Annotated in this window: 24 protein-coding genes; 6 read left to right on the forward strand and 18 right to left on the reverse strand. The window is 47.2% G+C overall.

Annotated features, from left to right (window positions below; translation table 11 throughout):
- Positions 1 to 96: 96 nt before the first annotated feature.
- From AB4111_RS04730 to AB4111_RS04765, 8 genes are all read right to left on the reverse strand, one after another.
- Complete coding sequence (locus AB4111_RS04730) at positions 97 to 939, reverse strand: hypothetical protein (RefSeq protein ID WP_442030678.1); 843 nt, start codon at positions 937 to 939, stop codon at positions 97 to 99.
- Between the two features lie 10 nt (positions 940 to 949).
- Complete coding sequence (locus tag AB4111_RS04735) at positions 950 to 1,702, reverse strand: vWA domain-containing protein (RefSeq protein ID WP_442030679.1); 753 nt, start codon at positions 1,700 to 1,702, stop codon at positions 950 to 952.
- Positions 1,703 to 1,730: 28 nt separating this feature from the next.
- On the reverse strand, positions 1,731 to 3,806 hold the full coding sequence (locus AB4111_RS04740; protein ID WP_442030680.1) for a hypothetical protein: 2,076 nt from the start codon (positions 3,804 to 3,806) through the stop codon (positions 1,731 to 1,733).
- Between the two features lie 158 nt (positions 3,807 to 3,964).
- Positions 3,965 to 4,240, reverse strand: a complete 276-nt coding sequence (locus AB4111_RS04745) for a WXG100 family type VII secretion target (RefSeq protein WP_017689071.1) — start codon at positions 4,238 to 4,240, stop codon at positions 3,965 to 3,967.
- Positions 4,241 to 4,426: 186 nt separating this feature from the next.
- Positions 4,427 to 4,975 (reverse strand): WXG100 family type VII secretion target, encoded by a 549-nt coding sequence (locus tag AB4111_RS04750; RefSeq protein WP_017689072.1) that lies wholly within the window; start codon positions 4,973 to 4,975, stop codon positions 4,427 to 4,429.
- 6 nt (positions 4,976 to 4,981) lie between these two features.
- Positions 4,982 to 5,812 (reverse strand): hypothetical protein, encoded by an 831-nt coding sequence (locus AB4111_RS04755; RefSeq protein ID WP_442030681.1) that lies wholly within the window; start codon positions 5,810 to 5,812, stop codon positions 4,982 to 4,984.
- 16 nt (positions 5,813 to 5,828) lie between these two features.
- A complete protein-coding gene (essC, locus tag AB4111_RS04760) occupies positions 5,829 to 9,827 on the reverse strand; it encodes a type VII secretion protein EssC (RefSeq protein WP_442030682.1) in 3,999 nt (1,332 codons plus the stop codon).
- A 52-nt stretch (positions 9,828 to 9,879) separates the two neighbouring features.
- Positions 9,880 to 10,200: a hypothetical protein gene (locus AB4111_RS04765; protein WP_442030683.1), complete on the reverse strand. Its 321-nt coding sequence runs from the start codon at positions 10,198 to 10,200 to the stop codon at positions 9,880 to 9,882.
- A gap of 422 nt (positions 10,201 to 10,622) precedes the next feature.
- Here AB4111_RS04765 and AB4111_RS04770 point away from each other — a divergent pair, with 422 nt between their 5' ends.
- Positions 10,623 to 10,862: a hypothetical protein gene (locus AB4111_RS04770; protein WP_074094612.1), complete on the forward strand. Its 240-nt coding sequence runs from the start codon at positions 10,623 to 10,625 to the stop codon at positions 10,860 to 10,862.
- 123 nt (positions 10,863 to 10,985) lie between these two features.
- Here AB4111_RS04770 and AB4111_RS04775 read toward each other — a convergent pair whose 3' ends face one another.
- The 6 genes from AB4111_RS04775 to AB4111_RS04800 all read right to left on the reverse strand — a co-directional run bounded on the left by AB4111_RS04775 (position 10,986) and on the right by AB4111_RS04800 (position 16,225).
- Positions 10,986 to 11,138 (reverse strand): hypothetical protein, encoded by a 153-nt coding sequence (locus AB4111_RS04775; protein ID WP_164783094.1) that lies wholly within the window; start codon positions 11,136 to 11,138, stop codon positions 10,986 to 10,988.
- 245 nt (positions 11,139 to 11,383) lie between these two features.
- Positions 11,384 to 12,859 carry an aldehyde dehydrogenase family protein gene (locus AB4111_RS04780; protein ID WP_442030684.1) on the reverse strand — a complete coding sequence of 492 codons (1,476 nt, stop codon included), beginning with the start codon at positions 12,857 to 12,859 and terminating at the stop codon, positions 11,384 to 11,386.
- Positions 12,860 to 13,028: 169 nt separating this feature from the next.
- The gene (locus AB4111_RS04785) at positions 13,029 to 13,568 is read right to left on the reverse strand and encodes a GNAT family N-acetyltransferase (RefSeq protein ID WP_442030685.1); all 540 of its coding nucleotides are present in this window, start codon (positions 13,566 to 13,568) and stop codon (positions 13,029 to 13,031) included.
- Between the two features lie 113 nt (positions 13,569 to 13,681).
- Positions 13,682 to 14,020 carry a L,D-transpeptidase gene (locus AB4111_RS04790; RefSeq protein ID WP_442030686.1) on the reverse strand — a complete coding sequence of 113 codons (339 nt, stop codon included), beginning with the start codon at positions 14,018 to 14,020 and terminating at the stop codon, positions 13,682 to 13,684.
- A gap of 56 nt (positions 14,021 to 14,076) precedes the next feature.
- Positions 14,077 to 15,102, reverse strand: coding sequence for a ribosome small subunit-dependent GTPase A (gene rsgA, locus AB4111_RS04795; protein WP_442030687.1), 1,026 nt, complete (start codon positions 15,100 to 15,102; stop codon positions 14,077 to 14,079).
- A gap of 529 nt (positions 15,103 to 15,631) precedes the next feature.
- The gene (locus tag AB4111_RS04800) at positions 15,632 to 16,225 is read right to left on the reverse strand and encodes a metalloregulator ArsR/SmtB family transcription factor (RefSeq protein WP_442031580.1); all 594 of its coding nucleotides are present in this window, start codon (positions 16,223 to 16,225) and stop codon (positions 15,632 to 15,634) included.
- Between the two features lie 178 nt (positions 16,226 to 16,403).
- On the opposite strand from AB4111_RS04800, the gene AB4111_RS04805 reads away from it, so the two are divergent.
- From AB4111_RS04805 to AB4111_RS04815, 3 genes are all read left to right on the forward strand, one after another.
- Complete coding sequence (locus AB4111_RS04805) at positions 16,404 to 17,402, forward strand: YpdA family putative bacillithiol disulfide reductase (protein WP_442030688.1); 999 nt, start codon at positions 16,404 to 16,406, stop codon at positions 17,400 to 17,402.
- Between the two features lie 5 nt (positions 17,403 to 17,407).
- Complete coding sequence (locus AB4111_RS04810) at positions 17,408 to 17,851, forward strand: DUF441 domain-containing protein (protein WP_017689083.1); 444 nt, start codon at positions 17,408 to 17,410, stop codon at positions 17,849 to 17,851.
- A gap of 194 nt (positions 17,852 to 18,045) precedes the next feature.
- On the forward strand, positions 18,046 to 18,558 hold the full coding sequence (locus AB4111_RS04815; RefSeq protein WP_036609214.1) for a hypothetical protein: 513 nt from the start codon (positions 18,046 to 18,048) through the stop codon (positions 18,556 to 18,558).
- A gap of 96 nt (positions 18,559 to 18,654) precedes the next feature.
- On the opposite strand, the gene AB4111_RS04820 is transcribed toward AB4111_RS04815, so the two are convergent.
- Together AB4111_RS04820 and AB4111_RS04825 are read right to left on the reverse strand one after the other, a co-directional pair.
- Positions 18,655 to 19,104 (reverse strand): NUDIX domain-containing protein, encoded by a 450-nt coding sequence (locus tag AB4111_RS04820; RefSeq protein ID WP_253433969.1) that lies wholly within the window; start codon positions 19,102 to 19,104, stop codon positions 18,655 to 18,657.
- A gap of 69 nt (positions 19,105 to 19,173) precedes the next feature.
- Positions 19,174 to 19,479 carry a HesB/YadR/YfhF family protein gene (locus tag AB4111_RS04825; RefSeq protein ID WP_253433966.1) on the reverse strand — a complete coding sequence of 102 codons (306 nt, stop codon included), beginning with the start codon at positions 19,477 to 19,479 and terminating at the stop codon, positions 19,174 to 19,176.
- Between the two features lie 485 nt (positions 19,480 to 19,964).
- Between AB4111_RS04825 and AB4111_RS04830 the strand changes: the two genes are divergently transcribed.
- Both AB4111_RS04830 and AB4111_RS04835 read left to right on the forward strand, forming a co-directional pair.
- A complete protein-coding gene (locus AB4111_RS04830) occupies positions 19,965 to 21,710 on the forward strand; it encodes an ABC transporter ATP-binding protein (protein WP_442030689.1) in 1,746 nt (581 codons plus the stop codon).
- 12 nt (positions 21,711 to 21,722) lie between these two features.
- Complete coding sequence (locus AB4111_RS04835) at positions 21,723 to 23,813, forward strand: ABC transporter ATP-binding protein (RefSeq protein ID WP_442030690.1); 2,091 nt, start codon at positions 21,723 to 21,725, stop codon at positions 23,811 to 23,813.
- A gap of 187 nt (positions 23,814 to 24,000) precedes the next feature.
- Here AB4111_RS04835 and AB4111_RS04840 read toward each other — a convergent pair whose 3' ends face one another.
- Positions 24,001 to 24,627: a YdcF family protein gene (locus tag AB4111_RS04840; RefSeq protein ID WP_442030691.1), complete on the reverse strand. Its 627-nt coding sequence runs from the start codon at positions 24,625 to 24,627 to the stop codon at positions 24,001 to 24,003.
- Complete coding sequence (locus tag AB4111_RS04845; protein WP_442030692.1) at positions 24,624 to 25,169, reverse strand: hypothetical protein; 546 nt, start codon at positions 25,167 to 25,169, stop codon at positions 24,624 to 24,626. Before AB4111_RS04845 ends, AB4111_RS04840 begins: the two co-directional genes overlap by 4 nt.
- Between the last annotated feature and the right edge of the window lie 82 nt (positions 25,170 to 25,251).

A 25,251-nucleotide genomic window follows, 5' to 3' on the forward strand; every position in this document is an offset into this window, starting at 1 on the left:
GTGTCTTTTAAATCAACACCAACAAGTTTTTTCACGTTTGGACTACAACAAAGTCACCGCATCGTCCGGTTCGATCCACAACTTGCTATCCGGCGTTCACCATTCCAGCTCAATGAAAGCGGCATCATCTTCAAGACCGCCGGTATGTGTAGCATCCAGCAGTACCTGAATGTGTTCATCGGGGACATAGGCCTGAATCGCATCCAAGTCGTTTAATCCATCCGTATATAACTGAAGACGCAGTGAATCGTTTGCGGACCCTTTTGTCTCGTAGATGTGTGGCTTACCACCAACAGAGCCTTCAAGTGTAGACCAACGCTCATTTGTCTTACAGTGAGTCTGAAAGAATTCAGAATCTTCCTGGCCATTACGCCACAAGCGAATACGGGAATCTCCTTGCCACGCAAGCCACACCCGACTTTTGCGACCGCCTCCCGTAAGTTCAATCCGTCCACACACATACATGGCCTGACTGCCCCGACTTCGCTTTTCCATCAACACTTCACGCAGCAGCAAAGGCGAACTTTCCAGTGGCTGTAATTTCTCCAATTGCTGAGATGCAGGAAGGGTTAGATCATGGAGAAGACGCTCCACTCCCTCTTCTGTCGGGTGTTGCGTCGTTTCCAACCAATCCAACAAAGCATTCCCCAGAAAACGCGCTGCAAAATCTCCCAGGTAACTCATGCCTACCCCATCACACAATACAAAATTGCAGATATTTCCTTTCATACGTACCGCAGCAAAGTCCTGTCCGGTATCTCCCTGATGTACCGTCTCAGCCGCTCTGCCATAACCATATCTGCACTTAAATGTGCCCTGATAGCGGGTTAGTGGCTGTTCTCCCGTCTGTACACTCACATAGCGAAAGTTGCCATGCCGCTGCTCGGCATGGCCCCCCTTATCTCCAGCAGACAATGTTGCCAAACGCATTGCTCTCATGATTCCCCTCCTATCTCACAGGCGTAGCAGCGGACATCTGAAACCCGATCGATACCAATTCTGCACAGGTACCTGGCAGCATCATGAGTGCACCGGGTGCAAGCAAATAATCAGCTTCAACAAGCATTTCCCGATAACTTTCGGGCAGAACGGATGACATATTCCGCAGCTTTTCTCCATGCTCATCCTGTAGATTTGTTTCCGAAGAGATTCCCTTCCATCTTCTAGGTTCAGCAATCGGCCCTTCCAGCAGATGATCCGATATAAAAATATTCTCTACCAGCACATTGCCATCAGGCACACTCATGCCCATGATTCTTTTCGCAATGGGCTCGGGATCATCACCTGTGGCTACCCCATCGGTCATGTGGCACACAAGTGGTGCAGGACAATCCTGCATATTCGGAATTTCGGCCTGGAGAATCTTTTCCGCCTGCAGGAAAGCCTTCGCAGAATCCGAGAACCGTTTCGGGGTCAGGTCAGGCAAAGATCCAACTGCAGCGATCTCGTCGATTCCTTTGATACCGTTCAACAAGTCATATACATCATCGCTGTAAGCCAATATGGCTATGCGATAGCGAGGTGTCAGACGATTTCCCTTGGTGGACCGAAATACCATTTGGCGTATCGCGAGAGATAAGGCATCATAGACGACGTCAATCCGCCGCCGATTTTCCAGAACCATATTCATGGAGGCGCTAATATCAATTAAATATATAATGAGTGCAGGTGTACGCTGTGATGCTTGAATTGTGTAGTTCATCTAGGATGAGTCACCTCCGTCGTTCACTTTATAAGTTAGGCAATGTATAACTGGTGTTGCTCAGGAATTTGTTAATGGCACTCATTCTAGCGGCCACTTTGCCGACTCCTTTGAAATAAGCAGCATCGGTATTGTATAGAGTTTTGAAATCACGAGCATACGCTTCCGCATTTTCAATTTTTCTGCCTTTTTGTGCGTTATACGTTTTATTGTAATGAGCAATCAACGTAACCACATTCTGAGCACGCTTTTTCTTGAGCGCGGCTTTCTGAGCAATCTCCTGTTGACGTTTAACTTCAGCTGCCGCTTTACGCTCCGCTTCCTGTCTTGCAAGTTTGGCATCATTCTCTTTTTTCCAGACCAGATAGGCTTCATATTTTGCCTGTTTATCGTACTTCTCCTGCTGTGCTCTCTTGGCAGCTTCTTTCTTCTGCTGTTCCTGCTTCACCAGATAGGCCTCATATTTCGCCTGTTTGTCATACTTGGCCTGTAATGCCTTGCGTTCTTCTTCTTTTTTCTTCGCTTCAGCTTCCTCCTGTTTGGCTTCAGCGAGCTTTTTCTTTTCCTCAGCATCCAGTTTTGCAGCTTCTGCGGCCTTTTGCTTCTCTTGCTCTTCCTGCTGTTTGATCGCAGCTGCCTTTGCAGCTTCAGCCTCTTCCGCAGCCTTGACCTCTGCCAGTCGTGTAGCTTCCTGCTGTTCTTTCTGCTTCACTTCTGCCTGATCGGCAAGTATTTTGACCGTTGGAACACTACCTGCCAGCAATACAATAAGCACAGCGGAAGAAATCATGAACTTCTTGGATCTGTAGAATGGTACAGGTACAGGCTTGTCTGTGTCTTCTTTTGGATTAAGCTTGGCATCCAGTTCCTTGATTGCAGCCTCCACTTCCATCTGCATCGCGCTGTTATGAGGAATGAAATGATACAGCGAACGATACACTTCCAATGCAGCAGCTGGTTTATCTTCGTCCTCCAAGGATCTTGCTTGTAAGAACAGACGGTTCACAACCGCCTCCTGATCGGGAGAGTGCGGCGTTTGGGGAATGTTCCCCGCTTGCGTATTCACTGGTTCACTTACTGGTTCTGAGCTCTTTTTCAGATTCCCATCCGCTTCGGACGGATTGCCAGCTTCTTCTTCCGATGTCGCAGCCGCCGCCGCATTCGCCTGATCCACGTCTACCGCAGCCAATGCAACATACCACTCACCAAATGTCGGACAGCTGCTCAGATCGTGACTTTCCCAAGCTCGAATAAACAGATCGGACAGTCTGGAACCCCAACGCTTCTCTAGGGACTCCCGCATCGCATAATACCGTTCACTCACCGTTTGCATTTCATGCTGGTCAAAATAACTTTCGCCCCACGCTTTCTCTACAATCACAGGGTCCGACCAGCTTAACATTTCAGCAATGATAACAGCTCCGGCAAATCGGTCAGCATATGAACTCCACAAACCGCTGTGCACTGTTCGATGGGCTGCATAACCGGGTGACCCGGCAAGCAGGGCATCCGGACGATCCATCTTGGAACCGTACATCTGCTCGACATCCACAAGTTCTACCGCAGACGTCTTCCCCAAGTTCTCCACTTCGGAAAAAAACGGAATCATTACATTGGGAGCGGACATATCGCAATGAGCCAGTCCACGTTGTTCCATGGCCGAACCCGTCCCAGCAAGCGCTCTGGCCAGCTTCAGGCTCTCCTCAGCCGTCAACTGTCTCTGATCACTGATCACATCGAACCAGGTCTGACCTTGCACCCATGGCATCAACACCGCATATAACAGATCGGGATGTTTTCCAATGAGCGCTCCGTTTCTTTCCGGAGTGAGCACATCACGCTTGCATACCTGCAAACCTGGCAGTTCACTATAAGACTCCATATGCTCAGACTGATATACCATAGCTGGAATACGGAATTTAGGAAAAAATACTTTTAGTGCTTTGGCCCCATGAAGGGAACCATTTCGGGGTAATAACTGATAAACAATCCCCTGCCTTCCGGCTTGGGCATAAGCTAGACCCGGCGCAGCCGGATGCTGCCCAATCGTATAGGCAATGTCGTTAATCACCACTTCATCCCCGGGATTCGGTTGAAAAGACATGCTTATCCCTCTCTCTGTCCTAGTGTCATAGTTGCAGCAAAAACCGGGTGTTGTGACAACGCCCGGTTTTTGCTGTAGTTGTACATCTTCAGCTTGCTACCCGCCAATGATTCAGAGCGAATTCAGACTTCAAATCGGCCTGATCTATGTAAAGCAGATTAACGAGCTTGGTCAGCTGTACGGAATTTGTTAGCAATAGCTGTAAGTTCTGCGCTGATGCTGTTCAGCGTTTGAACGAACGATTGCATTTGTTTGCTAGCTTCTTGGAACTCCTGGAAGAAGCGTTGCTTTGTCATACCTTCCCATTGTCCTTCCATGCTTGTGATGGATTGAGTCAATGTAGATACGATTTGCTGACTTTGCTCACCGCTTTGTTTAAATTGGTTGGAAACCTGATCAAGCTGCTCTGGGGTAACTAAAATACGTCCTGCCATTGGTAAATTCCTCCTTGGTTTGTGCAATTAAATTTTGACTTGTTCAAATTGTACTATACCAGGATCGATCGGACAAAAGCCGAAGGACCTAATCCTATTTACCCCATTTTCAGCCCTTGAAACTTCTCCTAACAGCCTATTTACAAAAAAAGATTCATTTTCTGCTGTTGCTTTTATTCACCTGTTTCAGGAAACCACAGGCTCGGTCCCTCTTCTTCCCCGAAAGGAAGGATCTGTGAATCTCCATGCTACTGGCTCAGGCTGCATGGCCTGAACTAATGTAGCCGGGGAGCCATCAGGCGGAGCGGCATCCTGTACACGATATACGGCCGCCATTGCGGAAAGGGGATCGGATACTACAGCTACAGTTGCAGAATGTGCAGGCATGATTTCTCCTGTACGATTGTTCTGAAGAACATTCAGCATATTGACCGCATTACCATAGGCTGTGTTCACATGACTCAGCACGGAACGATACTCCATGTCTGCCTGCTGGAATAACAATGCTTTGCGTCCCAGCTGTACGCTTAAGTCCATTAATCGACGAAGCGCATCCTCGCCCAGTCGTTTACTGTGATTCCATTCATTCATCACCGCTGCGCGGGATTCAACCTCCCACTCCAGCGAATGAATCGCCTGATCCAACACTGTCATCTTTTGCTGTATTTGCTCCGCTGCATACTGAATCTGCTTGCTCAGTGCCCGAAGCACATCCGGTTCCACACGAATGCGCATTTACCATCACCTTTCCTCTTCCCCTGCAGGCTGTTTAAGCCAGTCCAGCAGCATCTCGTGAAACTGTTCTCTAGTCGTCAGTGCTGCAACTAGCCAATCATCTGAAGCCGCAGTGCTCATACGGAACAACCAGTTGGATACCGCACTTGCTGCAAATGCTGCAGACTGTGACTTCCAGCCGTCTTCATTCCATACGAGCAAACGAAGCTCCCCGTCTGACTCCTTACCCACCAGACAGCGTGCCAGCGCAAGTGAGCCCTCAGGATCACTTGTCTCCTGTGCGAGTTCATCTGCTACAGTCTGTACCTCGCTGTTTTCGAGCTCATTCATGACATCATAAAATTTTTTCTTGGAGCACATTAGTGCCGGTTTCTCCGCAGGAGAATGGCCGCTCCATTTCATCCGCTCTATCAGAACATCAATGGCTTCACGAACACTTCCCAGATCGCTGAGCCGGAATGCGTCCGGTACGTCGTCAACACGGGAAACTTCAACGACCCGCTCATCCGTGCAATGAATATAACTCTCATACGACTTGCCGTTGATCGTGTAGCGAATCCAGCAAGCTCTGTCGGACAATCCGGCAATGGCTACCCTGGAGAAAACGGTCGGTGTCATGATCAGCTCATCGGTTTCCTGATCCCGAATCAGATATCCTTTGTCAAGCAGGGAGGTTTTCACACGCTCCCACTCCATCGCGATATCCTCCGCCATATAGCCGCGAAACGGATCTTCCACACCAAGCAGTCGGTCTGAACCGAGAATACCCGCCAGGAAAAAAAGTTCTTTTGTTTGCAACGTGACTACCTTTTGCTTAGAATCATGAACCGTCAACATTATGAGCCACCTCCCCTCAAACTACAACATGCCATCGGTCACGAATTTCAGAAATCCAATCGGTCATTTTCCAGCTCTCATCACATGGAACTGCACCTTTAACCCTGGAATATTTACGTTTTACATAATAACCTTGACCCGGAGGCAGTACCTTCAGCCCACCTGAGCTACCTCCGGATTCCGAATAAGGTATACGGAAGAACGAGAGATCGTTAGGGTCTAAAGTCCCGAACAGCATTCCGCTCTGGGAGGCCTTCACATCCGTTACCCAGTCAGAACCGAAGGTCGGGAAGTCTGCCGGAACCCCGGATAGAATCACGTGTACACCACGATCCCTTCCTTGACGAACAATCGCTCCCAATTGATCTTTTACATTAAAATCGTTTAGCTGCTTGGACAAGGTGTCCGCATCATCGATAACGAGCACAAGTTCCGGTCCACCGGAAATCTCGCCTCTTTTCAGAACTTCATCGTACAACTGTTGAATCACAGGTGCAAGCTGTTCTTCTCGCGATACATGTCCACGGACATGGGGCAAACTGCTGATTTCCCCCAGTCCACCTGAGCCATAACGCATATCTACTGTGTATATTTGTACATCTTCCGGAGAAGCATGATAAGCCAGTGATAACATCCATGTCAACAAAAATGTCGTTTTGCCGCCTTCCATCGGACTCGTTACCATGAAATGTGGACCTTCACGCAGATTAAGCTGGAATGGTTCCAGATCATCCGTAAGCAGTCCCACAGGGACAGTTATAGATGATGTATCCCAAGCCTGACCATATGATCCTGTCCGAATGAGCAGATCCTTGAGTTTGATCTCTTCCGGAAGCGGAGCAATCTGCGGCGCTTCTTCCCCTGTCCAGCCTTGGCGAATCTCAGCGATCGTACGGCGCAATGCCGATGAACGTTTGCCCTCATCTGCCCCGGAAGAAGGTAATGCCGCCTGGAACATCAACGGAGGTACTTGCCCTTTGACCAGACCTCGTCCTGGCGGAAGTTGGCTTGGTGCCTTGGAAGGTCTTCCCACGGCATAATAATAATCACTTGGATCGGATAATTCAAATGAAACCGCATTGGGAATATTGCTTCTGAATTTTTCAAATACATCGGTTACCCGATTCGCAGTAAGCACAAAAGTGATACCCAGACTTCCGCCTTCACGCAGAATCGTCTCCAGAAGTTCATTTTCTTCCGGATAGGCATTGCGGAATGAAAGATAACCATCGATAACCACCACAACCTGCGGGACAGCCGCGTGAGCTGTCCGGCGGTAGGCCGAAATCGTTTTAACACCCACCTCTGAGATGATATCTTTGCGTTGTGCTGACAGCTTGAGGATATAGCGGAATAACCGTTTGATACGGTCTTCCTCTTCCGCCATCATCACGCCACCAATCTGAGGTAGTGCTGCAAAGTCCTTCATCATGCGGCCCATGTCGATAATGTAACCATGCCAAGGCTCAGTTCTATTGGAACGGGCCAGCGACATAAGCAAGGTCTGAACAAATGTTGTTTTTCCCAGTCCAGGCATGCCGTAAACGACCAGATGGCCTTGATCCACAGGCAATGCGAGCGGTTGTTGGCGCTGATTAGGGAGATCATCCAGCAAACCAACCAGTGGTTTCAGACCCCCGCCATCAAGCAGCAGATCCCGATTCTCTTCTTCCTGCCAGTCCTGAAGACCTTCCCATTCCAGTGTCTCTGGTAAAGGTGGCAACCATGGTCCTGGCAAACGACGGATACCTGCATCCGCTGCAGACTTCGCAACATAATCAATAAATACCTGAAGCTGTTTCGGAACATCTTCACCTTTGAGAACGGCTCTGCGCTCTCCGGTTAACAGAGGCTCCCGCTTACCATTCAGGCGTACTTCCATGACAGGCAGTACCGTCGTTGAATCCTCCTGTTGGTTATACGGTGCACCACTCCAGGCGAATTGCATTTCTTCAAATACTTCGTCACTACCAACCTGGAAATATCCACGACCAGGCTTCGTAATCCAGGCAGCATTTGGAATCTTGATCATGTCCCTACTATCTCCCTCACTCTGTACGCGAAGGCATATCCGGAAGCGCGAATTACTCCATATTTTATCGTCCACAACTCCGGCTGGCTTCTGGGTTGCCAGAATTAGATGAACCCCAAGTGTCCGGCCAATGGCCGCGATACTGATCAATTCATCCATGAACTCCGGCTGATCTCGCTTCAATTGAGCAAACTCGTCAATGATAATAACCAAATGCGGGAGTGGCTGTTCATGTCTGGAACGCAGAATTTTGTAATATTCATCAATATGCTGAAGGTTTCCCGCATCATTTAATATTTTTTGCCTTCTGACCAGTTCGGCGCGAAGTGAGATATTCGCCCGTTCGATCAGATTCCCATCCAGATTGGTGATCGTCCCTACCACATGAGGCAGATCAACAAATGTATTGGACATACCGCCACCTTTATAGTCGATCAGCATGAAGGCCAGATCATGCGGATGGAATTCAGCAGCCAGTGAAGCTACGATGGACTGGATGACTTCACTTTTACCTGAACCGGTTGTACCTGCAATCAGACCATGGGGACCATGACCCTGACGTTCAATTTTGTCATGCAGGTTTATCGCTATTTTTTTGCCGCCAGCTCTTACACCCATTGGTACGGGCAGCGTGTCCGGATATCTCGTCTGCCCCCATCTGGATACCACATCCAGATCTTCCACGCGTGATGTGCTCAGCATATCGAATAACGGAAGCACTTGCGGGATATCTGAAGCAGATGACCGCTTTAACCGGATCGGTGACATATAACGGGAAAGCGCCTCTGCCATCTCCTTCGAGATTACATCAGGCTTGTACGATTGTTGAATAACATCCGCATCTTCCGTTTTTTTGATATACACCCCTTTGCCTTGGGAGGCATCCATAATCAACTGACAATGCATCGGTAGAGATTCCTTACGATTAGCCAGTATGATGGTGCATACATCGATGTCCTGAGCAGATTCCAGCAGCAGTGGAAGTAACGGTTCTTCTTCAATCAATTGCGTATCGGAGAGAATCACAACGTAACACGGCGTTTGTATGCTTTTCTTGTAGCGATCTTCCTTATTGTTACGGCGCCGGTTCAACACGGAAAACAAGCTGTCCGCCAATTGATGCGCACCGCTGTGCCTGTCGGCCATATAGCGTTGTCCTTGGTCTTCATCCCAGATATGGGGCATCCAGCGAAGCCAGTCCCATTCCTTGCTGTCCTTTTCTTCATAGAAAGCAGCAAGCTTCAGTTCATCAGGCGAATGACGTACGGTCAGTTGTGAGATGATGACTCGCAGGGAAGCAAGCACTTCCTCCCGATCACCGACCAGTCCCATAACCTTCGATTGGAACAAAGGCAATGTAATGGAAGCATCCGGTACCGTCTGGAATTCAGCCGCAAGTTCATGGGCCGCTTCAATCAGCTCGTCCTTCTCGTAACCATCAATCCGCGGAACCTGAAGTTTGATACGGAATGGAATCTCTCCCGTACCAATGCGCACCTGAAGGAAATCATCATCCTCTGGTGAACGCTCCCACAAGGAACTGTTCCGGTTCTTCACCACTTGAAGACACACACCCGGATCACCATGAATTTCGTACAGGCTCTTCACTTGCTCCGCCTGAGCTTCTTTCAGTTCTTCCCGGTGTTTGTCCAGTTGGGCAAGATACATTGTTTTTCGTTCTTCCAATTTTATGCGATATGATTTCTTGTTGCTCAGATACACGAAGAATGGAATGGTGTAAGAAGTAAGCATCATCATGACCGTCATCATCTGAAACATCATATAATTGCTGTTGTTCATTTTGCCGGTCATATTGATATATACGTAGAAACCAATGCTGACCATGGTCATCATGATCGGCACAATAATGGATATCATGGAAAACGTAGGTTTGCTCGGTTCTGTTGGAGGCCTGAGTATTTCGAGTCCTTCTTCCTTGAGAACCGGTGTCATTCTTGGAGAACGCTGATATAACACATTCACGAAGAGAAGACCTCCTTTAGTTCGCTCAATAGAATGTATACGTTCAAAAGCCCTATTCGTTGCTGTCCTTTTGAAACAATGAACGTCTTCCATACACAGGCGCTTCTTCCGTAGTCGTTGAAAAAGCCCGTTGGACACGTACGCAACTGCCTTGCCGCAGCCCTGTTTCCATTAACTGCTGTGCGTTCTGCGGAGAGAACCACAGCCCTTCCGGAAACTTGGCTTCAAGGATGTACTGAATGCCGTCTCCCGGTGCCTGTCCGAAAATGCGAACGCCGAGTAATGTCTTCAAATGTTCAATGGTACATTCATCCGGAACATCGATGTCGAACCATTCTCCTTCCTCGCGGCCGGAATACACGGTTAGAATCATCCGAATCCCTCCCATGGTCTCATATGTAAATTGTCCTAATGTCAGATTAAATCAAAAAAAAGAGAATGAATCGTTATATCAACCCTATTTTCTTACATAAACACCCTGTTTGCAATGTACCACCTGTAATTTTGTTACATATGACCCACGTATATATTAAAATATCGTACATTCGACTCAGAACTTTCGTGGCAGTTATGCATTTAAATATTGCGAGGATACGAAACTTTTTATTTCTTGTTCCATTTAAATGGAAATTAAGTTTCGTTTTTCAGGACTTTTATTCCTTCGCTCACAATTGAATTGTGAACACTTTTCAAACATTACCCACCTTTATGTTTTCATAAGCTGATTTTAAGGTAATTTTAAGCATTGGAATTTAATATTACCTGTATGAAATAACAACCGTGAGGTGATTTCAAGTGAGAACCCTAATAACCTTTCAAAACAAATCAATCCCTGTATATTTTAATCAAGAAAACAAACAACCTATGCAGAAGACATTAAGATTGCTTAGCAGTGCTCTTGAGCATAAAATTAGCAACGGTAAACGCGCCATTCAAAAATGTCTGCATTCTTTAATTAGTATTGAGATTGTTAATGGAGAAGCCATTCTCCACAGTCGAAGTGAAAACGACTCCCTTGCTTTATCATTATATTAAATGGAGTCTACCAATTCACATTTATTACAAGACATGAAAAAGGAAGCTGTCGTTACAGACAAGCTTCCTTTTTGAGGTGTATACACGTTAACAGCGGATTGCAATTATGATCAGCCATCACACTCAGTGCAGTTTGCTCAGGACATAGGCGGCATCATGCTCTTCCGCAATCTCGGCTTTACGAATACGAATGACAAACAGCCGAACCAAATTGGCACGTGTATGTTCTTCCTGACAGGTATTCAGTTTCCTCAGAATAAAGCGGTCAATGGACATGAATTTAAAGCCCCTTTGCCATTGGATTTACGGATCGATTCTTCCGTGTATCCATAAATAACCAGATAGCGTCGGCCCCAAACAACTTTTCCGCTCTTATATTAAGCCGTATTTTGCTGTGGTGTATAATTGTGCAAAAGGCCCGTCCCACCAAGCTGGAGACGGACTTTCGCATGATTTGTCGATCTTTTTGCAACCCACTCTAATCATTCAAAAATACCTCTGCTAGTTCACCCTTTTTCGACTTATTTCACTCCCGGATATTCCCGATATTGGTGCTGAATGCTGATCCAGCGAGTACGTGTAAACTTCTCAATTGCCCAATCACCACCGAAACGTCCAATCCCCGAAGCTTTTTCACCGCCAAACATCACATGCGCTTCATCGTTCACAGACTGATCATTTACATGCACCATACCAGATTCAATGCGCTGGGCAACCTGATAGCCTCGATTCAGATCTGTGGTGAATACGGAACCACTAAGTCCATAAGGAGTATCATTCGCCAAACGTACAGCTTCATGCTCATCATGAGCCTTCATGATCACTGCCACTGGGCCAAACAATTCCTGCTGCACGATATCTTGTTCAGGTTTAACATCGGTAAGTACCGTAGGAGACAACACACTGCCTTTACTGTCTCCACCGAGTAATAACCGTGCGCCTTCGGCCTTGGCTTTGTTCACAAGCTCCAGCAATCGTGTTACTTCTTTTTCCCGAATGAGAGGACCCACGAGTGTTTTGGCATCTGCCGGATCACCTGCCTGCACATTCTTCGTTTTGGCAACAAATGAATCGACGAATCTGTCGTAAATATCAGCATGCACAATGATACGATTCAGAGCCATGCAGATCTGCCCCTGATGCAGAAACTTGCCAAAGACCGCGGCTTCGGCAGCACGTTCAATATCCGCATCGTCCAGCACAACCATGGCGTTGTTGCCGCCTAGTTCCAGTGCCGTTTCTTTTAAATGTTCACCCGCCAATTTACCGATCCCCTGTCCAACTTCTGTGGAACCCGTGAATGAAATTACTTTGGGAACCGGATGAGCGACAAAGTAATCCCCAATCTCACTGCCACTTCCAGCAACGACATTTAGCACGCCTTCAGGCAGACCGGCTTGTTCGAACAAATCGGCGATGAGCCAACCTGCCGTAATCGGAGTATCCGATGCCGGTTTAATCACCACACCATTGCCAAGGGCAATCGCTGGAGCTACGGATCGAAGGCATAGATGCAAAGGGAAATTCCATGGCCCGATGACACCGATCACTCCCTTCGGCTCTCGAACCACACGGTTCTCTTTGCCAGGGGTATTGGACGGGATAATCTCACCCTTCATGCGATAAGGAAAAGATGCTGCTTCATCCACAATGCGTTTAGCTGCTGCAAACTCCGCCTCCGATTTGATTCGGGTACTCCCGGATTCTGTGATCAACAGTTGAATGATCTCCTCTTTTCGCTCTGCCATCAGAGATGAAACTTTCCGCAGTACCTCTTCTTTGACAGCAGGTAATGACTTCGCCCACTCAATCGAATTTTTCTGAGCAGACTCATAAGCCTTATCTATGTCTTGCTTATTGGAAGAGCGCCATGTGGCAATAACTTCTCCCGTATAAGGGTTGATATACTCCATTGTTTTCTCACCGGAGCCATCTACCCATTTGCCATTAATATATTGTTTCGTCCATGTTATATGTTCGGTGTCCATTAAAGTCATTTGAATACGCCTCCTGAACAAGATTGAATGTCACACCTGCATAACGGTGTAATACATCATTAACCTTGTTCAGAATTACGCAAACGCGCAGCCTTGAATTAGCTATTCCATTCTTTATGCTTAAGGGAACAATACAACCTACAGTGTCCTATCCCTATCTGCACGTCTTTCATCGATCGGGCAGGCTCTTCTCTCCAAAGAGGCTTAAGTCTTCCCATCCGTAGCCAACTTCGATCAGATCTTGGCCACCAATGCGGATGGACTGTGTCTGGACTGGAGTCCCTCCCATCTTTTCATAGAAGCGACAAGCTGAATTACGCTCCAAAGCCCATATGATCAAACGTTTCATATTGTGGGTCTGCAGATCATTAACGACATGGGTCGCCAGTTGCTGACCTATCCCCATTTGTTGCACTTCCTTCAGCAAATATATAGCGTACAACTCTCCATCATAAGGTAATTTGCCTTCACGCTCCTTACCCCCACAAGCAAATCCGACAATGTTCCCATGATCCTGTTCAGCTACCACCAAGATCTGATCCTTTTCGCCAGAACGAATGGTCTTCTCCCACTGGGACAATCTTGATTCTATAGTCAAATGATCCAAAAAATCGTCGGGCACAATTCCCCGATACGTTGTTTTCCAACTCTCTGTATGTACATGCGCTATTCCTTGCGCATCCCCTTCGCGCGCCGGCCGGATTAACATCGCTATCACTCGCTTTCTCTCGTAACTGCCATAGCTTTACCATATTATATGTTCATCTTTCTGTAATTCCAAATTCATCCACTGAGCTACCTCTTATAAAGTAAAATCCGGCCCTACGGCCGGATCGTTACTCTTGTGCCTACAGATACCTTGGAAGACAGATCCAATACATCCGAGTTATACATGCGTATACAACCATGGGAGACAGACTTGCCAATGGACCAAGGCTCATTGGTTCCATGTATGCCATAATGGGGAGCTGACAGTCCCATCCACAACACGCCAAACGGCCCACCTGGATTGGATTGTTTGTTAATAATCGTGAAATCCCCGTTTGGACTCTGCGTGAGCATCTTGCCGGTGGCCACAGGATAGCCCTTAATCACCTGATTGCCATCCAGAAGATATAACATGTGGTCAGACAGATCTACAATAATCCTGTAATCTGGCATAATGACATCCCTCCTGACCTATCTTATGCAAGGTACCGGATGATGCCCGCCTGATTTCAGGCTTCCTCCCACTCTTTCACACTACGGGAGTGCTTGGGTTTGCGACTACTAGCCGGTTTGCTGGAGGCAGTACGCTTTCTGGATGCCACTTCTTCCTTGCGTTGCTGATATTGCAATTCCTTCTGCATTTTCAGATAATTATTCAGTCTTTTTTCATCTAATGAACCATCCTGTATGGCCTCTTTCACTGCACATCCAGCTTCCCGTGTATGACTGCAATCCAGGAATCTGCACGTGGCTGCAAGTTCTTCAATTTCTCCAAACGCATGTGACAGCCCATCATTCCCCTCATCCCAGAGATTAAGTTCACGCATTCCTGGAGTATCGATCAATACCGCTCCCTGTGGAAGTACAAACATCTCCCGGTGTGTTGTGGTATGTCTCCCACGGCTGTCTCCCTCACGGACGGACTGTGTAAGTTGCACATCCTCTCCCATCATCCAGTTCACCAGCGTAGACTTGCCACTGCCAGAAGATCCTGTGAGCGCAACAGTCAACCCTGGCTGCAAATATCTTTCCAGTAAGGATTTCCCTTGACCCTCCACTGCAGATATCGCAAGCACTTCAACACCTGGAGCGATTCCTTCTACACTTCGGATCTGTTCTTCCACATTGTTACACAGATCACTTTTGCTCAATACAATGACTGGCCTTACGCCACCATTCCAAGCCATCATCACGTATCTTTCGAGTCGTCTAAGGTTGAAATCATGATTAAGTGCAGCCACGATTAACAGTGTATCCACGTTTGCGGCGATTAATTGTTCTTTGGTCACTGGACCTGCCGCCTGTCTAGATACCCTGCTCTGACGAGGCACCAGATGGTGAATAATAGCTTCTTCACCTGCCTGACCTGTAATCGCCACCCAATCTCCAACCGCTGGTACCAAACTGGTCTCCAGACTATCATGACGCATTCGGCCCGAAATTCTCCCCCAGCATTCGCCCTCTTCTGTAATCAAACGTTGCAGATGTCCATGGTCTGCGATAATTCTGGCTGGCTTTCTCTCCTGCTCTTCCATTCCTGTCTCTTGCCACAGTTTCTGCCAATTTGCAGACCAGCCGTACTTTTCAATATGATTATCTAAAATAAAAATTCCTCCCAAAATAGGTTTGTTTACTTCGTTCAAGACCAGTGAACAATCATCTCCGGTTCAGATCAAAACAAAAAAGCCACGAGTAGAAATACACCCGCGGCAATAAGTAGTTAGCCGAATCAAAGATCATCCCTTCTCGTTGATATACCGGATAGCATACTTAACCATCCGCTATAAACAATTCAGGAACACCCTTTTATCGGCAAACAAAAAAGCCACGGGTGCGTCACCCGTGGCTTCATCTGAGCATGACATACTTCACGTTAAAATGGATACTGCTATCCAGCTAACGCAAAATTACATGCTTTGATCCGTCCCGGAGACGCTGTTCATATTCAAATTAACGTATACTGCATTTAAGTTTGTCATAAACAATCGCCTCCCTTGTAGAATTATCCATTATGTTACACAACGCCCTCTGCAGTTGTCAAGCCTGATTTTTATCACATCTAATCTATTTGACCTGATCCCAGCGCGTCCACATTTCCTTCGGATTCAGTTCATAGATCTCCTCTTCCCGATACATGAACTGATGCATGATAAATTCCCGCCGAATGGTGGCGAAATCTTCATGATACTTCTGTATAAATGTATTGATTTCTTTCTCGGTATACTTGCGACCGAATTCAAGCTGCTCAACCAGATGACCAAGTACAATCAGCTTTTTCTTGTATTGAGCCGGAATCTGACGCAGTCGTCCATCTTTGGAGAAAAAATTTCTCATGACCGAGGCTTTCAATGTTTCGTTCACATCACTCATATCCGTAACCTCCTCTCTCTTAAAGATAAAATCAACCGAAGCCTGTGCATTCTCGCGGATAAACGAAGGATTGAGTGTAAAATACACTGTATTTTTCTCCCGTCGTTCCTTAATCAGCGCCGCCTCTCTCAGCCTGGATGCATGATGTGTCACGGTTGGCTGTGACAGATTCAGCCGCTCGGCAAGTGCCTGTCCATGCAGTTCACCCTGTGCCAATAACAGCAGCATGCGAAGCCGGGTCGGGTCAGCCAACGCTTTATGATAAGCCACAATTTTCTCCAGCTGCATCATCGTTCATCTCGCTTTCATTTAGATAAATATCTAATTTGATATTAGTCTTTTCTTCTCTCCGCGTCAACTCCTTTGGAATCATGTATGCTTGTCTGAGTTAAACTCACGCTTGAACTGGCATTGGCTCGTTATTTACGGTAGGATTATATTGCTTGAAATAAGGAGGATTAAGAACATGGAAGATGTCATTATTATCGGCGGAGGCCCATGCGGTCTATCTGCTGCCATTGAATGTGAGCGGCTGGGACTGTCCGCTGTGATCGTTGAGAAATACAATATCGTTCAATCTATTTATCTGTATCCAACCCATATGCAGTTTTTCAGCACAGCCGAGCTGCTTGAGATCGGGAATGTTCCGTTCAGCACACCTAATGATAAACCGTTTCGTTATGAAGCACTTGCCTATTATCGCAGGGTAGCCGAACATTTTGGTCTGCGTGTTCATAACTATGAGGAAGCCCGTGAAATTAAACGCAAGGATGATGGCACGTTTGAGGTACATACGCTCAATCGCCGCGGGGAGGCCATCGTACATGTTGGACGCAATGTAGTTGTAGCTACCGGTTATTTTGACCATCCTAACTATCTGGGCATCCCTGGAGAAGATAAAGATAAAGTAACCCACTACTTCCGGGAAGCCCACCCCTATACCCGTACACGTGTCGCCATTATTGGCGGAAGCAACTCAGCCGTGGACGCGGCCATGGAACTGGTTCGAGTCGGAGCACATATTGATATGGTTTATCGCGGCAGTGGTCTGTCCCAGCATATTAAACCATGGGTACGTCCGTTATTCGAGAGCATGGTGACAAAAGGCCGCATCACGCTGCACCTGGAGTCACGCGTAAATGAGATATTGGATGATTCGATTCGTCTAATACACACGGATGGTTCCACTCGTGAACTGGATAATGACTTTGTTCTGGCAATGACCGGTTTCCGTCCGGATCGACAACTACTCACGTCGGTAGGTGTGGAGATGTCTGATGATATGGATAAACCTCTATATGACGCACAAACGATGGAAAGCAGCGTACCTGGTGTATATGTGGGCGGAGTTATCGCTTCGGGGCGTAATGCCAATGAAGTCTTTATTGAATCCGGACGCTGGCATGGACGGTACATCGCGGAACATATCGTTAGCAGACAACGCGGACAGACTGAAGGGAAATGAAAACCATGGATATGACTTCCCTGCTGTTGCTCGTATTTGCGGCTCTCGGGATTATCAGCAGCAACACACCCGTGACCGTAGCGATGGTATTTCTGTTATTGCTACGCGTCTTGAACCTGAATCAGGCATTTCCATGGCTCGAAAAATACGGACTTACACTGGGCATCATCATTCTGACTATTGGCGTGATGGCACCTCTTGCCAGTGGCAAGATGAGTCTGCAGACCATTGGCGAGTCTTTCCTGCACTGGAAATCACTACTCGCCATTGGTGTAGGATTACTGGTGGCATATCTCGGAGGACGCGGCGCTACGCTGATGGGGACACAGCCAACTATCGTCGCAGGACTGCTGATCGGAACGGTACTTGGGGTTGCCCTGTTCAAGGGTGTGCCTGTAGGGCCATTGATTGCTGCAGGAATATTGTCACTGCTACTGGGCAAATCCTGATGCGGGTTGTGATCGTTGTGACCTGACATGCTCTGCAGATTGGCTGTATTTCCCACCGTTGTGTGATATACTTCTATTCATGCAAATTATGTACACGAGTCTACAGCAGAATAATGCATATTAGAGGTTATGCTGTTGCATGAAGTTATAGATTCACTTTGCAACTATTAATGGCGCAGGAGGATTAAGGAACCATGTCACGTCAGTTTATTACAGAAGCCGTGATGGTGGCCATTTACGGTCAATTGCTAGCGCCGCCCGCGCCTGTTGAATATATTGTTCCTTATACCACCATCCTTGAGCTATATGAATTCCAGACCAGTCCTGATCCCATGATGGATAACCCGGCAGATGATCAGCATGTGAAATCCAAAATCAATGAAATGATTTCTTATTTCGAGGAACCGCTGAATAAGAAAAAAATAGAGCGTGCGTTACTTGTTCCATGGGCCAAAAGCCCCTCCATTTTATTTGGTGACCAAGTATCCATTGCCATTATCAACGCAATAGATACGGCACAGTACGGGGAGTATTTCGATCCGATTGAGACAGAATTACTGCTGACATCTCAGCGCCTGAGTATCCCGATTCTCACCGATCAGGTTGAACTGATCGCACGCATCATTGAGTCCGAATCACCAGTACAGGTATTTGATATTGATGATTTTGATTTTGCGATGGATGATGAACCACTGGATCAGGTATAATTCATGCTCTGAGCACGTGAATCGAATTCTTAAAAAAATGACCTTGTCACCCACTTTACGTGGATGCCAAGGTCATTTTTTGCGTCAACACTTATTTTATTCTGTAATATCCCGCGCTAACAGAATTCGGCTAATCTCATTCAGAGGTGGTAAAGACTCCAGAGCAAAAAACTTAAGACCCGCATCACTATTTACACGCGACTCCACAAGATCATCCTGAATGATCACTGTCCGAAACAGGGCAATGACATAATACTCTTCATCTCCGCTCGAATGCATATGCCGAAGATCAGGCCCCGAATACAGACCTTCCAGAATCATGGTATCAGCAGTCCAACCTGTCTCTTCCCATAACTCCCGATGTGCAGCATCTTCAATGGCTTCCCCAGGGCGCATCTCACCAGCTGGCAACCGCCACTGACCGTGCCCCGCATGCTGAATCAGCAGTAATTCACCTTGTTCGTTCTCAGCCCGCACCGCCGCTTTTACAACAATGTGAGAGCGTTTTGCGATATACTGGGCCAAATCTCGTGCTGGCAGATTCACTGCTTATCCCCTCCTCCTACTCGGAAGCCGGTGGCGACCTGTGATTCATCTATTGCCTAGCAGCATACTTCAAGGATTAGATATTTCAGTATAACGATATTCGATATCCTGACCTTCATCAACGATATCCACATGCAGTTGGTGCCCTTTCAAATACCAATAATCGTGATCTTCCATAAAGAATTGAATTCCCGACACTTCGGTTTGATCCGCAGGATGTCTTGGTTTCTCCACAGCAATACCTAGCGAAAATCCAGGGTGAAGACCTCCGCCAGAGCTATAACGGGCAAAAAATCGAATGCTGTCTCCCTCGTTCAAATTCAGTTCTTCTTTGTACCAGCGAGCAGCTTGATCGGATACATGTATGGTACTCATTTGGTGTCAGCTCCTTCTGTATATATATGTTCCATCATATCTCTACAGGGACTTGAATACAAACCCGAGTGCCCACATAAAGACAAAATTAATTGTGAAAAATGTTTGACAGATTGTAAAAGCCGGTGTTAAGATGCAAACATACGAGGTCTACATTGAATTTATTTCCAAAAAAAGAAAGGGTGATTACGGTGTTTAACAAACATATGATTGTTCAATTCAACACACAATTAAATACCGGAGCACACCCGAAATCATTATTTCGTTCATAAGTCGGCATTACAGGCGGTCTTTCATTAGAACCTCTGTGATGTTTACTCACAATCGAACTTATATATGGTGGCGGCTCTGTTCTCGGAGCCATGCTGCCGTATGATTATATGAAGACATACCGCCTGCGTGCGGTATGTCTTTTTTTGTGGGTACATTTCGGCATACATGAACGGAATCTGCATTTTTCGGACATCGAAAGGAAGGGATAACACTTGTTCTCTGTACTTAAAAACCTGGCCTGGTTCTTCCGGCTGGAACGCAAACGATACCTAACCGGTGTCATCTTGCTTATTCTGGTGGGCATTGCCGAACTGCTGCCTCCTCGTCTTCTTGGCAATGCCATCGACGAGATAGTGCGCGGTTCCATTACCGGCACCTCACTTACGCGTTATATCTTGCTTATTCTAGGAACGGTCATCATTATCTATCTGGTTACATACGTTTGGATGCACAAACTGTTCGGTGGTGCCAATCTGGTGGAGCGGCTACTTCGTTCACGCTTTATGGACCATTTGCTGCGGATGACTCCTCCCTTTTTTGAGAAAAACAGAACGGGAGATCTGATGGCTCGGGCCACCAATGATCTTCGTTCCATTGCCACTACAGCGGGCTTCGGTATGCTGACTTTAACAGACTCTACAGCCTTTCTAGCCACCGTATTGTTCGCTATGGGTTTCCTGGTAAGTTGGAAACTGACCCTGGCGGCAATCCTGCCATTACCTTTTATCGCCATTGCCATGATGATCTATGGTAAAGCTGTACATCAACGTTACACCCTTGCACAGGATGCATTCGGAGATATGAATGACCAGGTGCTGGAATCCATTGCCGGGATCCGTGTCGTGCGTGCTTATGTGCAGGAACGTCTGGACGAGAAACGGTTCGCCGATGTGACCGAAGATGTGTATCGCAAAAACCTGGCTGTTGCCAGAATGGATGCTCTGTTCGAACCCACCATCCGGCTCTTCGTTGGACTCAGTTATGTGATTGCACTTGCCTACGGCATATATCTTGTATTCCACAATGAAATTACCCTGGGTGATCTCGTATCATTCAATATGTACCTGGGGATGATGATCTGGCCTATGTTCGCCATCGGCGAATTGATTAACCTGATGCAGCGCGGTAGCGCTTCACTGGATCGGGTCAACGAGACTTTATCGGTAGAACCTGCTGTACAGGATGTGGAGCAACCTGCTCACGTTACGAATCCGGAAGAAATTGCGATGCATGATGTTACATTCCGTTATCCCAGCTCCACTGTCGACAATCTCAGTCATATCAGCTTTTCGTTGCGACGGGGTCAAACATTGGGTGTTGTGGGTCGGACGGGTAGCGGTAAGTCTACTTTGCTCAAACAACTGCTTCATGAATACCCTGCTGGTTCGGGTACATTAAGCATCTCGGGTCATCCGATTCAGGATATCGCCAAAGATGACTTGCATAGCTGGATCGGTTACGTACCACAAGAACAAGTGCTGTTCTCCAAGTCAGTTCGTCAGAACATTCAATTTGGTAAACCTGGGGCCAGTGATGAAGTCATCATGGAAGCCATTCGTACCGCCGCTTTTGACGGGGATCTGGGAACCTTATCGGATGGACTGGATACACTCGTTGGTGAAAAAGGAATCTCTCTGTCCGGTGGACAGAAACAGCGGGTATCGCTGGCGCGTGCCTTTATTGCTAATCCTGATATTCTAATCCTCGATGATGCTTTATCTGCTGTCGATGCACGTACTGAAGCCAAAATCATTGAAAATATACGCAACAAACGCTCGGGCAAAACCACGCTGATCTCGACTCATCGCCTGTCTGCTATCGAACATGCGGACCGAATCATCGTACTGGAGCACGGGAAAATTACGGAAGAAGGCACTCACCAGGAATTGTTAGCCATGAACGGCTGGTACCGTGAACAGTATGAACGGCAACAGGTCGAGTCCAATCTGTCCACGTAGGAGGTCAATACATTGAAGTCTAATACAGGCAAAAGGCTGCTTGATTACGCCTTGAAAGCCAAAGGAACATTTATCGCCGCATTAATAATGCTTACTATTGGTGTTGCGGCCGAGCTTGCCGGGCCGTTCATCGCCAAATCCATGATCGACAATCACTTGCTCGCGATTGAGCAGCCTTTCTATGAGACGACAGCTTCAGATGAAGCCGCAGTCTACGACGGTAAGAATTACAAACGCGAAGGCTTGTTCGAACCGGATGAAAACAAAGGTTCTGAAGTCCGGGTATTACAAGCCGGCAGAAGTTTTTATTTTGTAAACGAACCGGTCAATGCACCTGACGGGGACCGCACCTATGCGGATGGAACACTCACGGTTACACGTGCAGGTGAAGTGACAGGCCAATATGCGGCAGCCCCCCTGTCCGCTGGTGAACTGTTTGCTTTTTACAAACCGGAGATGCCCAGCATCTATCAATTAATTGTGTACTACATGATCTTCCTCGTGATCTCGGTCATTATGGAGTTTGGTAAAACATTCTGGCTGCAGTCCTCGGCCAACAAGGTTATTCAAAAACTGCGCAACGATGTGTATGCCCACATTCAGCGACTGCCGGTGCACTTTTTTGATAACCTGCCCGCAGGTAAAGTTGTATCCCGGGTCACGAATGATACAGAAGCCGTCAAGGATCTGTTCGTTGCCGTTCTTTCGAACTTTTTCTCAGGAATCATCACGATTACAGGTGTGTATGTCGCACTTTTCCTGCTCGATGTTCGCCTGGGGCTGATCTCATTATTCGTCGTGCCGATGCTCATTACTTGGATTGTGCTCTATCGCAAATTCGCCACTCGCTACAACACGATCATTCGATCACGACTGAGTGAGATCAATGCAATCATTAACGAGTCCATTCAGGGGATGTCCATCATCCGCGTATTCCGCCATCAGAAACAAACCAAACAGGAATTCGAAGATCTGAATGATGACTATATGAAACACCAGAACAAAATGCTTAACCTGAATGCCTTCACCTCACACAACCTGGTTAACGTATTACGGAATATTGCCTTTGCGGTGGTCCTGTGGTACTTCGGTTCCAGTGTGCTGGATGGCACAAGTATTATCTCCCTGGGTGTTCTGTATGCCTTCGTTGATGTTCTGGGCCGTTTGTTCCAGCCAATTACCGGCATGGTGAATCAGCTTGCCAACCTGGACTCCTCCCTCGTATCTGCTGGTCGCGTCTTTGAGCTGATGGATGAAAAAGGAGAACCCGTAACCGATGGCTCCATGCCAAGATACAAAGGGAATGTTGTCTTCGACGATGTATCCTTTGCCTATAAAAAGGATTATGTGCTCAACAATATCTCGTTCAAAGCATCACAAGGTCAGACGGTGGCTCTGGTCGGCCACACCGGTTCGGGTAAAAGCTCAATCATAAACCTGCTGTTCCGGTTCTATGATCCGCAAAAAGGCAAGATCACGATCGATGGTCAGAACGTTAAGGATCTGCCTAAACAGTGGATTCGCGAGCATATGGGGATTGTACTTCAGGACCCGTATCTGTTCACAGGCACCATTGCTTCCAACGTCAGTCTAGGCGATGAGAAGATCTCCCGTGAACGAATTGAACAGGCGCTGCGTGATGTAGGCGCTGAGCGTATACTGGCTCATTTGCCTCAAGGCTTTGACGAACCTGTCATCGAGAAAGGAAGCACATTGTCTGCTGGTCAGCGTCAGTTAATCTCCTTCGCTCGTGCACTCGCATTTGATCCGGCCATCCTCATTCTGGATGAAGCGACTGCCAATATTGATACGGAAACGGAAGCACTCATTCAGAACGCACTTGAAGTCCTCAAAAAAGGACGTACCACCTTCATCATTGCTCACCGTCTCTCCACCATTCGTTCAGCAGATCAGATTCTGGTTCTGCATCGCGGGCGCATCGTTGAGCAGGGTGCACATGATGAACTGATGGAGCTTAAAGGCCGCTATTTTAAGATGTATCAGCTTCAGCAAGGTGCGCAAGCAGCAGCGGTCGCAACGCTTGAGAATCCCTCAGGCGAGACTGTTCGAACATCAGCTTCCTTTGCAGGAGGAAATGCATAATATAGTAAAACAGAAATCTGTTGTGCACATATCATTTTTTGATTTAATTAGTAAAACAGGCAACACAAAAACCGGTCTACACAGCTACCTTAGGGATTGCGGTGTAGATCGGTTTTTTAGTTTTATCAGGAGCCATGTTACTTTGCTGCTTATTTCCTCCAGACAAAAAAACAATCCGCGAGCAACCTCACGGCTGCTGGGGATTGTCAATCCATCCTTTGATCGTATATCCCATGTACATCACAGTCTCCCTTGCGAGAAAAGGAAACTTGCTGCGCCAGGTTCGATAAGCCGTTGTTCGTGTCGGAGAGGGTACGGCATCCATACCCAGCCCGGCAGCCAGCTTCATGGCCCGTTTCATATGCAGCGGATCACTCACAATTGTATAGGTGTGATAACCGGCCTGTTCACCAATTGGAATTGAATTGAACAGATTCTCCTCGGTAATTCTGGATTTGGTCTCTATGCGAATGTCCGCAGGATCTACTCCATGTGCGATAGCATACTTTTGACCAACTTCAGCTTCTGTATGTTCTCCATCACCACTTGATCCACCTGTGAAAAGCAGATTACGAACTGTACCTTGACGGTATAATTCAATCCCGTGTTCGATACGTTCACGAAATACAGGTGAAGGGTTATCCCCCTCCACGGCTGCACCCAAAATGATTGCTGCATCCGATATCCTCGATGAATCCTCATCCGTAAATGCAGATATACGTACTGCGGTAACCACAGTCCATAGGATTCCGACTAATAGTACAGCCAGAGTTATAATTAATATCCAGCGTTTCGTTATCCGTCTGCTTGTCATTCATCCTCTTCCAAAGCCCTTGCTTGCATACTCTCGTTATGCATACGCTCCAGCGTTTGCAGAGCTGCTGCGGATTCGGCATCCAGACCAAGCTCTGCAATCCAGGCACCCGTATATTGCTGAAGACGGATCTCCAACTCCTGTGCACGGTCTTTGAAATCCTCCAATTCCTTAATCATGCGTGATCGTCCTTCCGGACTAAATGTCTCATGAATTCGTTCCTTGAAATAATGATGTACGATACGGTTACGTTGCTGCCATAACTCATTCAATTGGCGAGTCTCTTCCTCAGAGAATGTAAAATGATGGCGTACTTCGTGAATGAGCTGCCCCAGTGAACTGCTCATCTTTCGTTCGTACAGATCTTCCAGGTCTTCTTCAGACACAGCCTTGCCCTGAGACATTTTCATTAATAAAATCAGATTGACCAGCTGCTGTTCAAGCGCCTGCCCGTAGTACACGGCCAATCCGTAATAGGCAAACAATTCCCTGGAGTGTTCGCTGTCCAGCATGTCACCATTCTGGATATCTGTATTTTGCATTGCGAGCGCCTCCTTCAACCGTACGATGTTATCCATTCCATGTCACTCTATCCTAACCAAACCAAGAGCAACATTCAAGTTA

The organism is Paenibacillus sp. 2KB_22 (assembly GCF_052115745.1).
In the GTDB taxonomy this organism is placed as follows: domain Bacteria; phylum Bacillota; class Bacilli; order Paenibacillales; family Paenibacillaceae; genus Paenibacillus.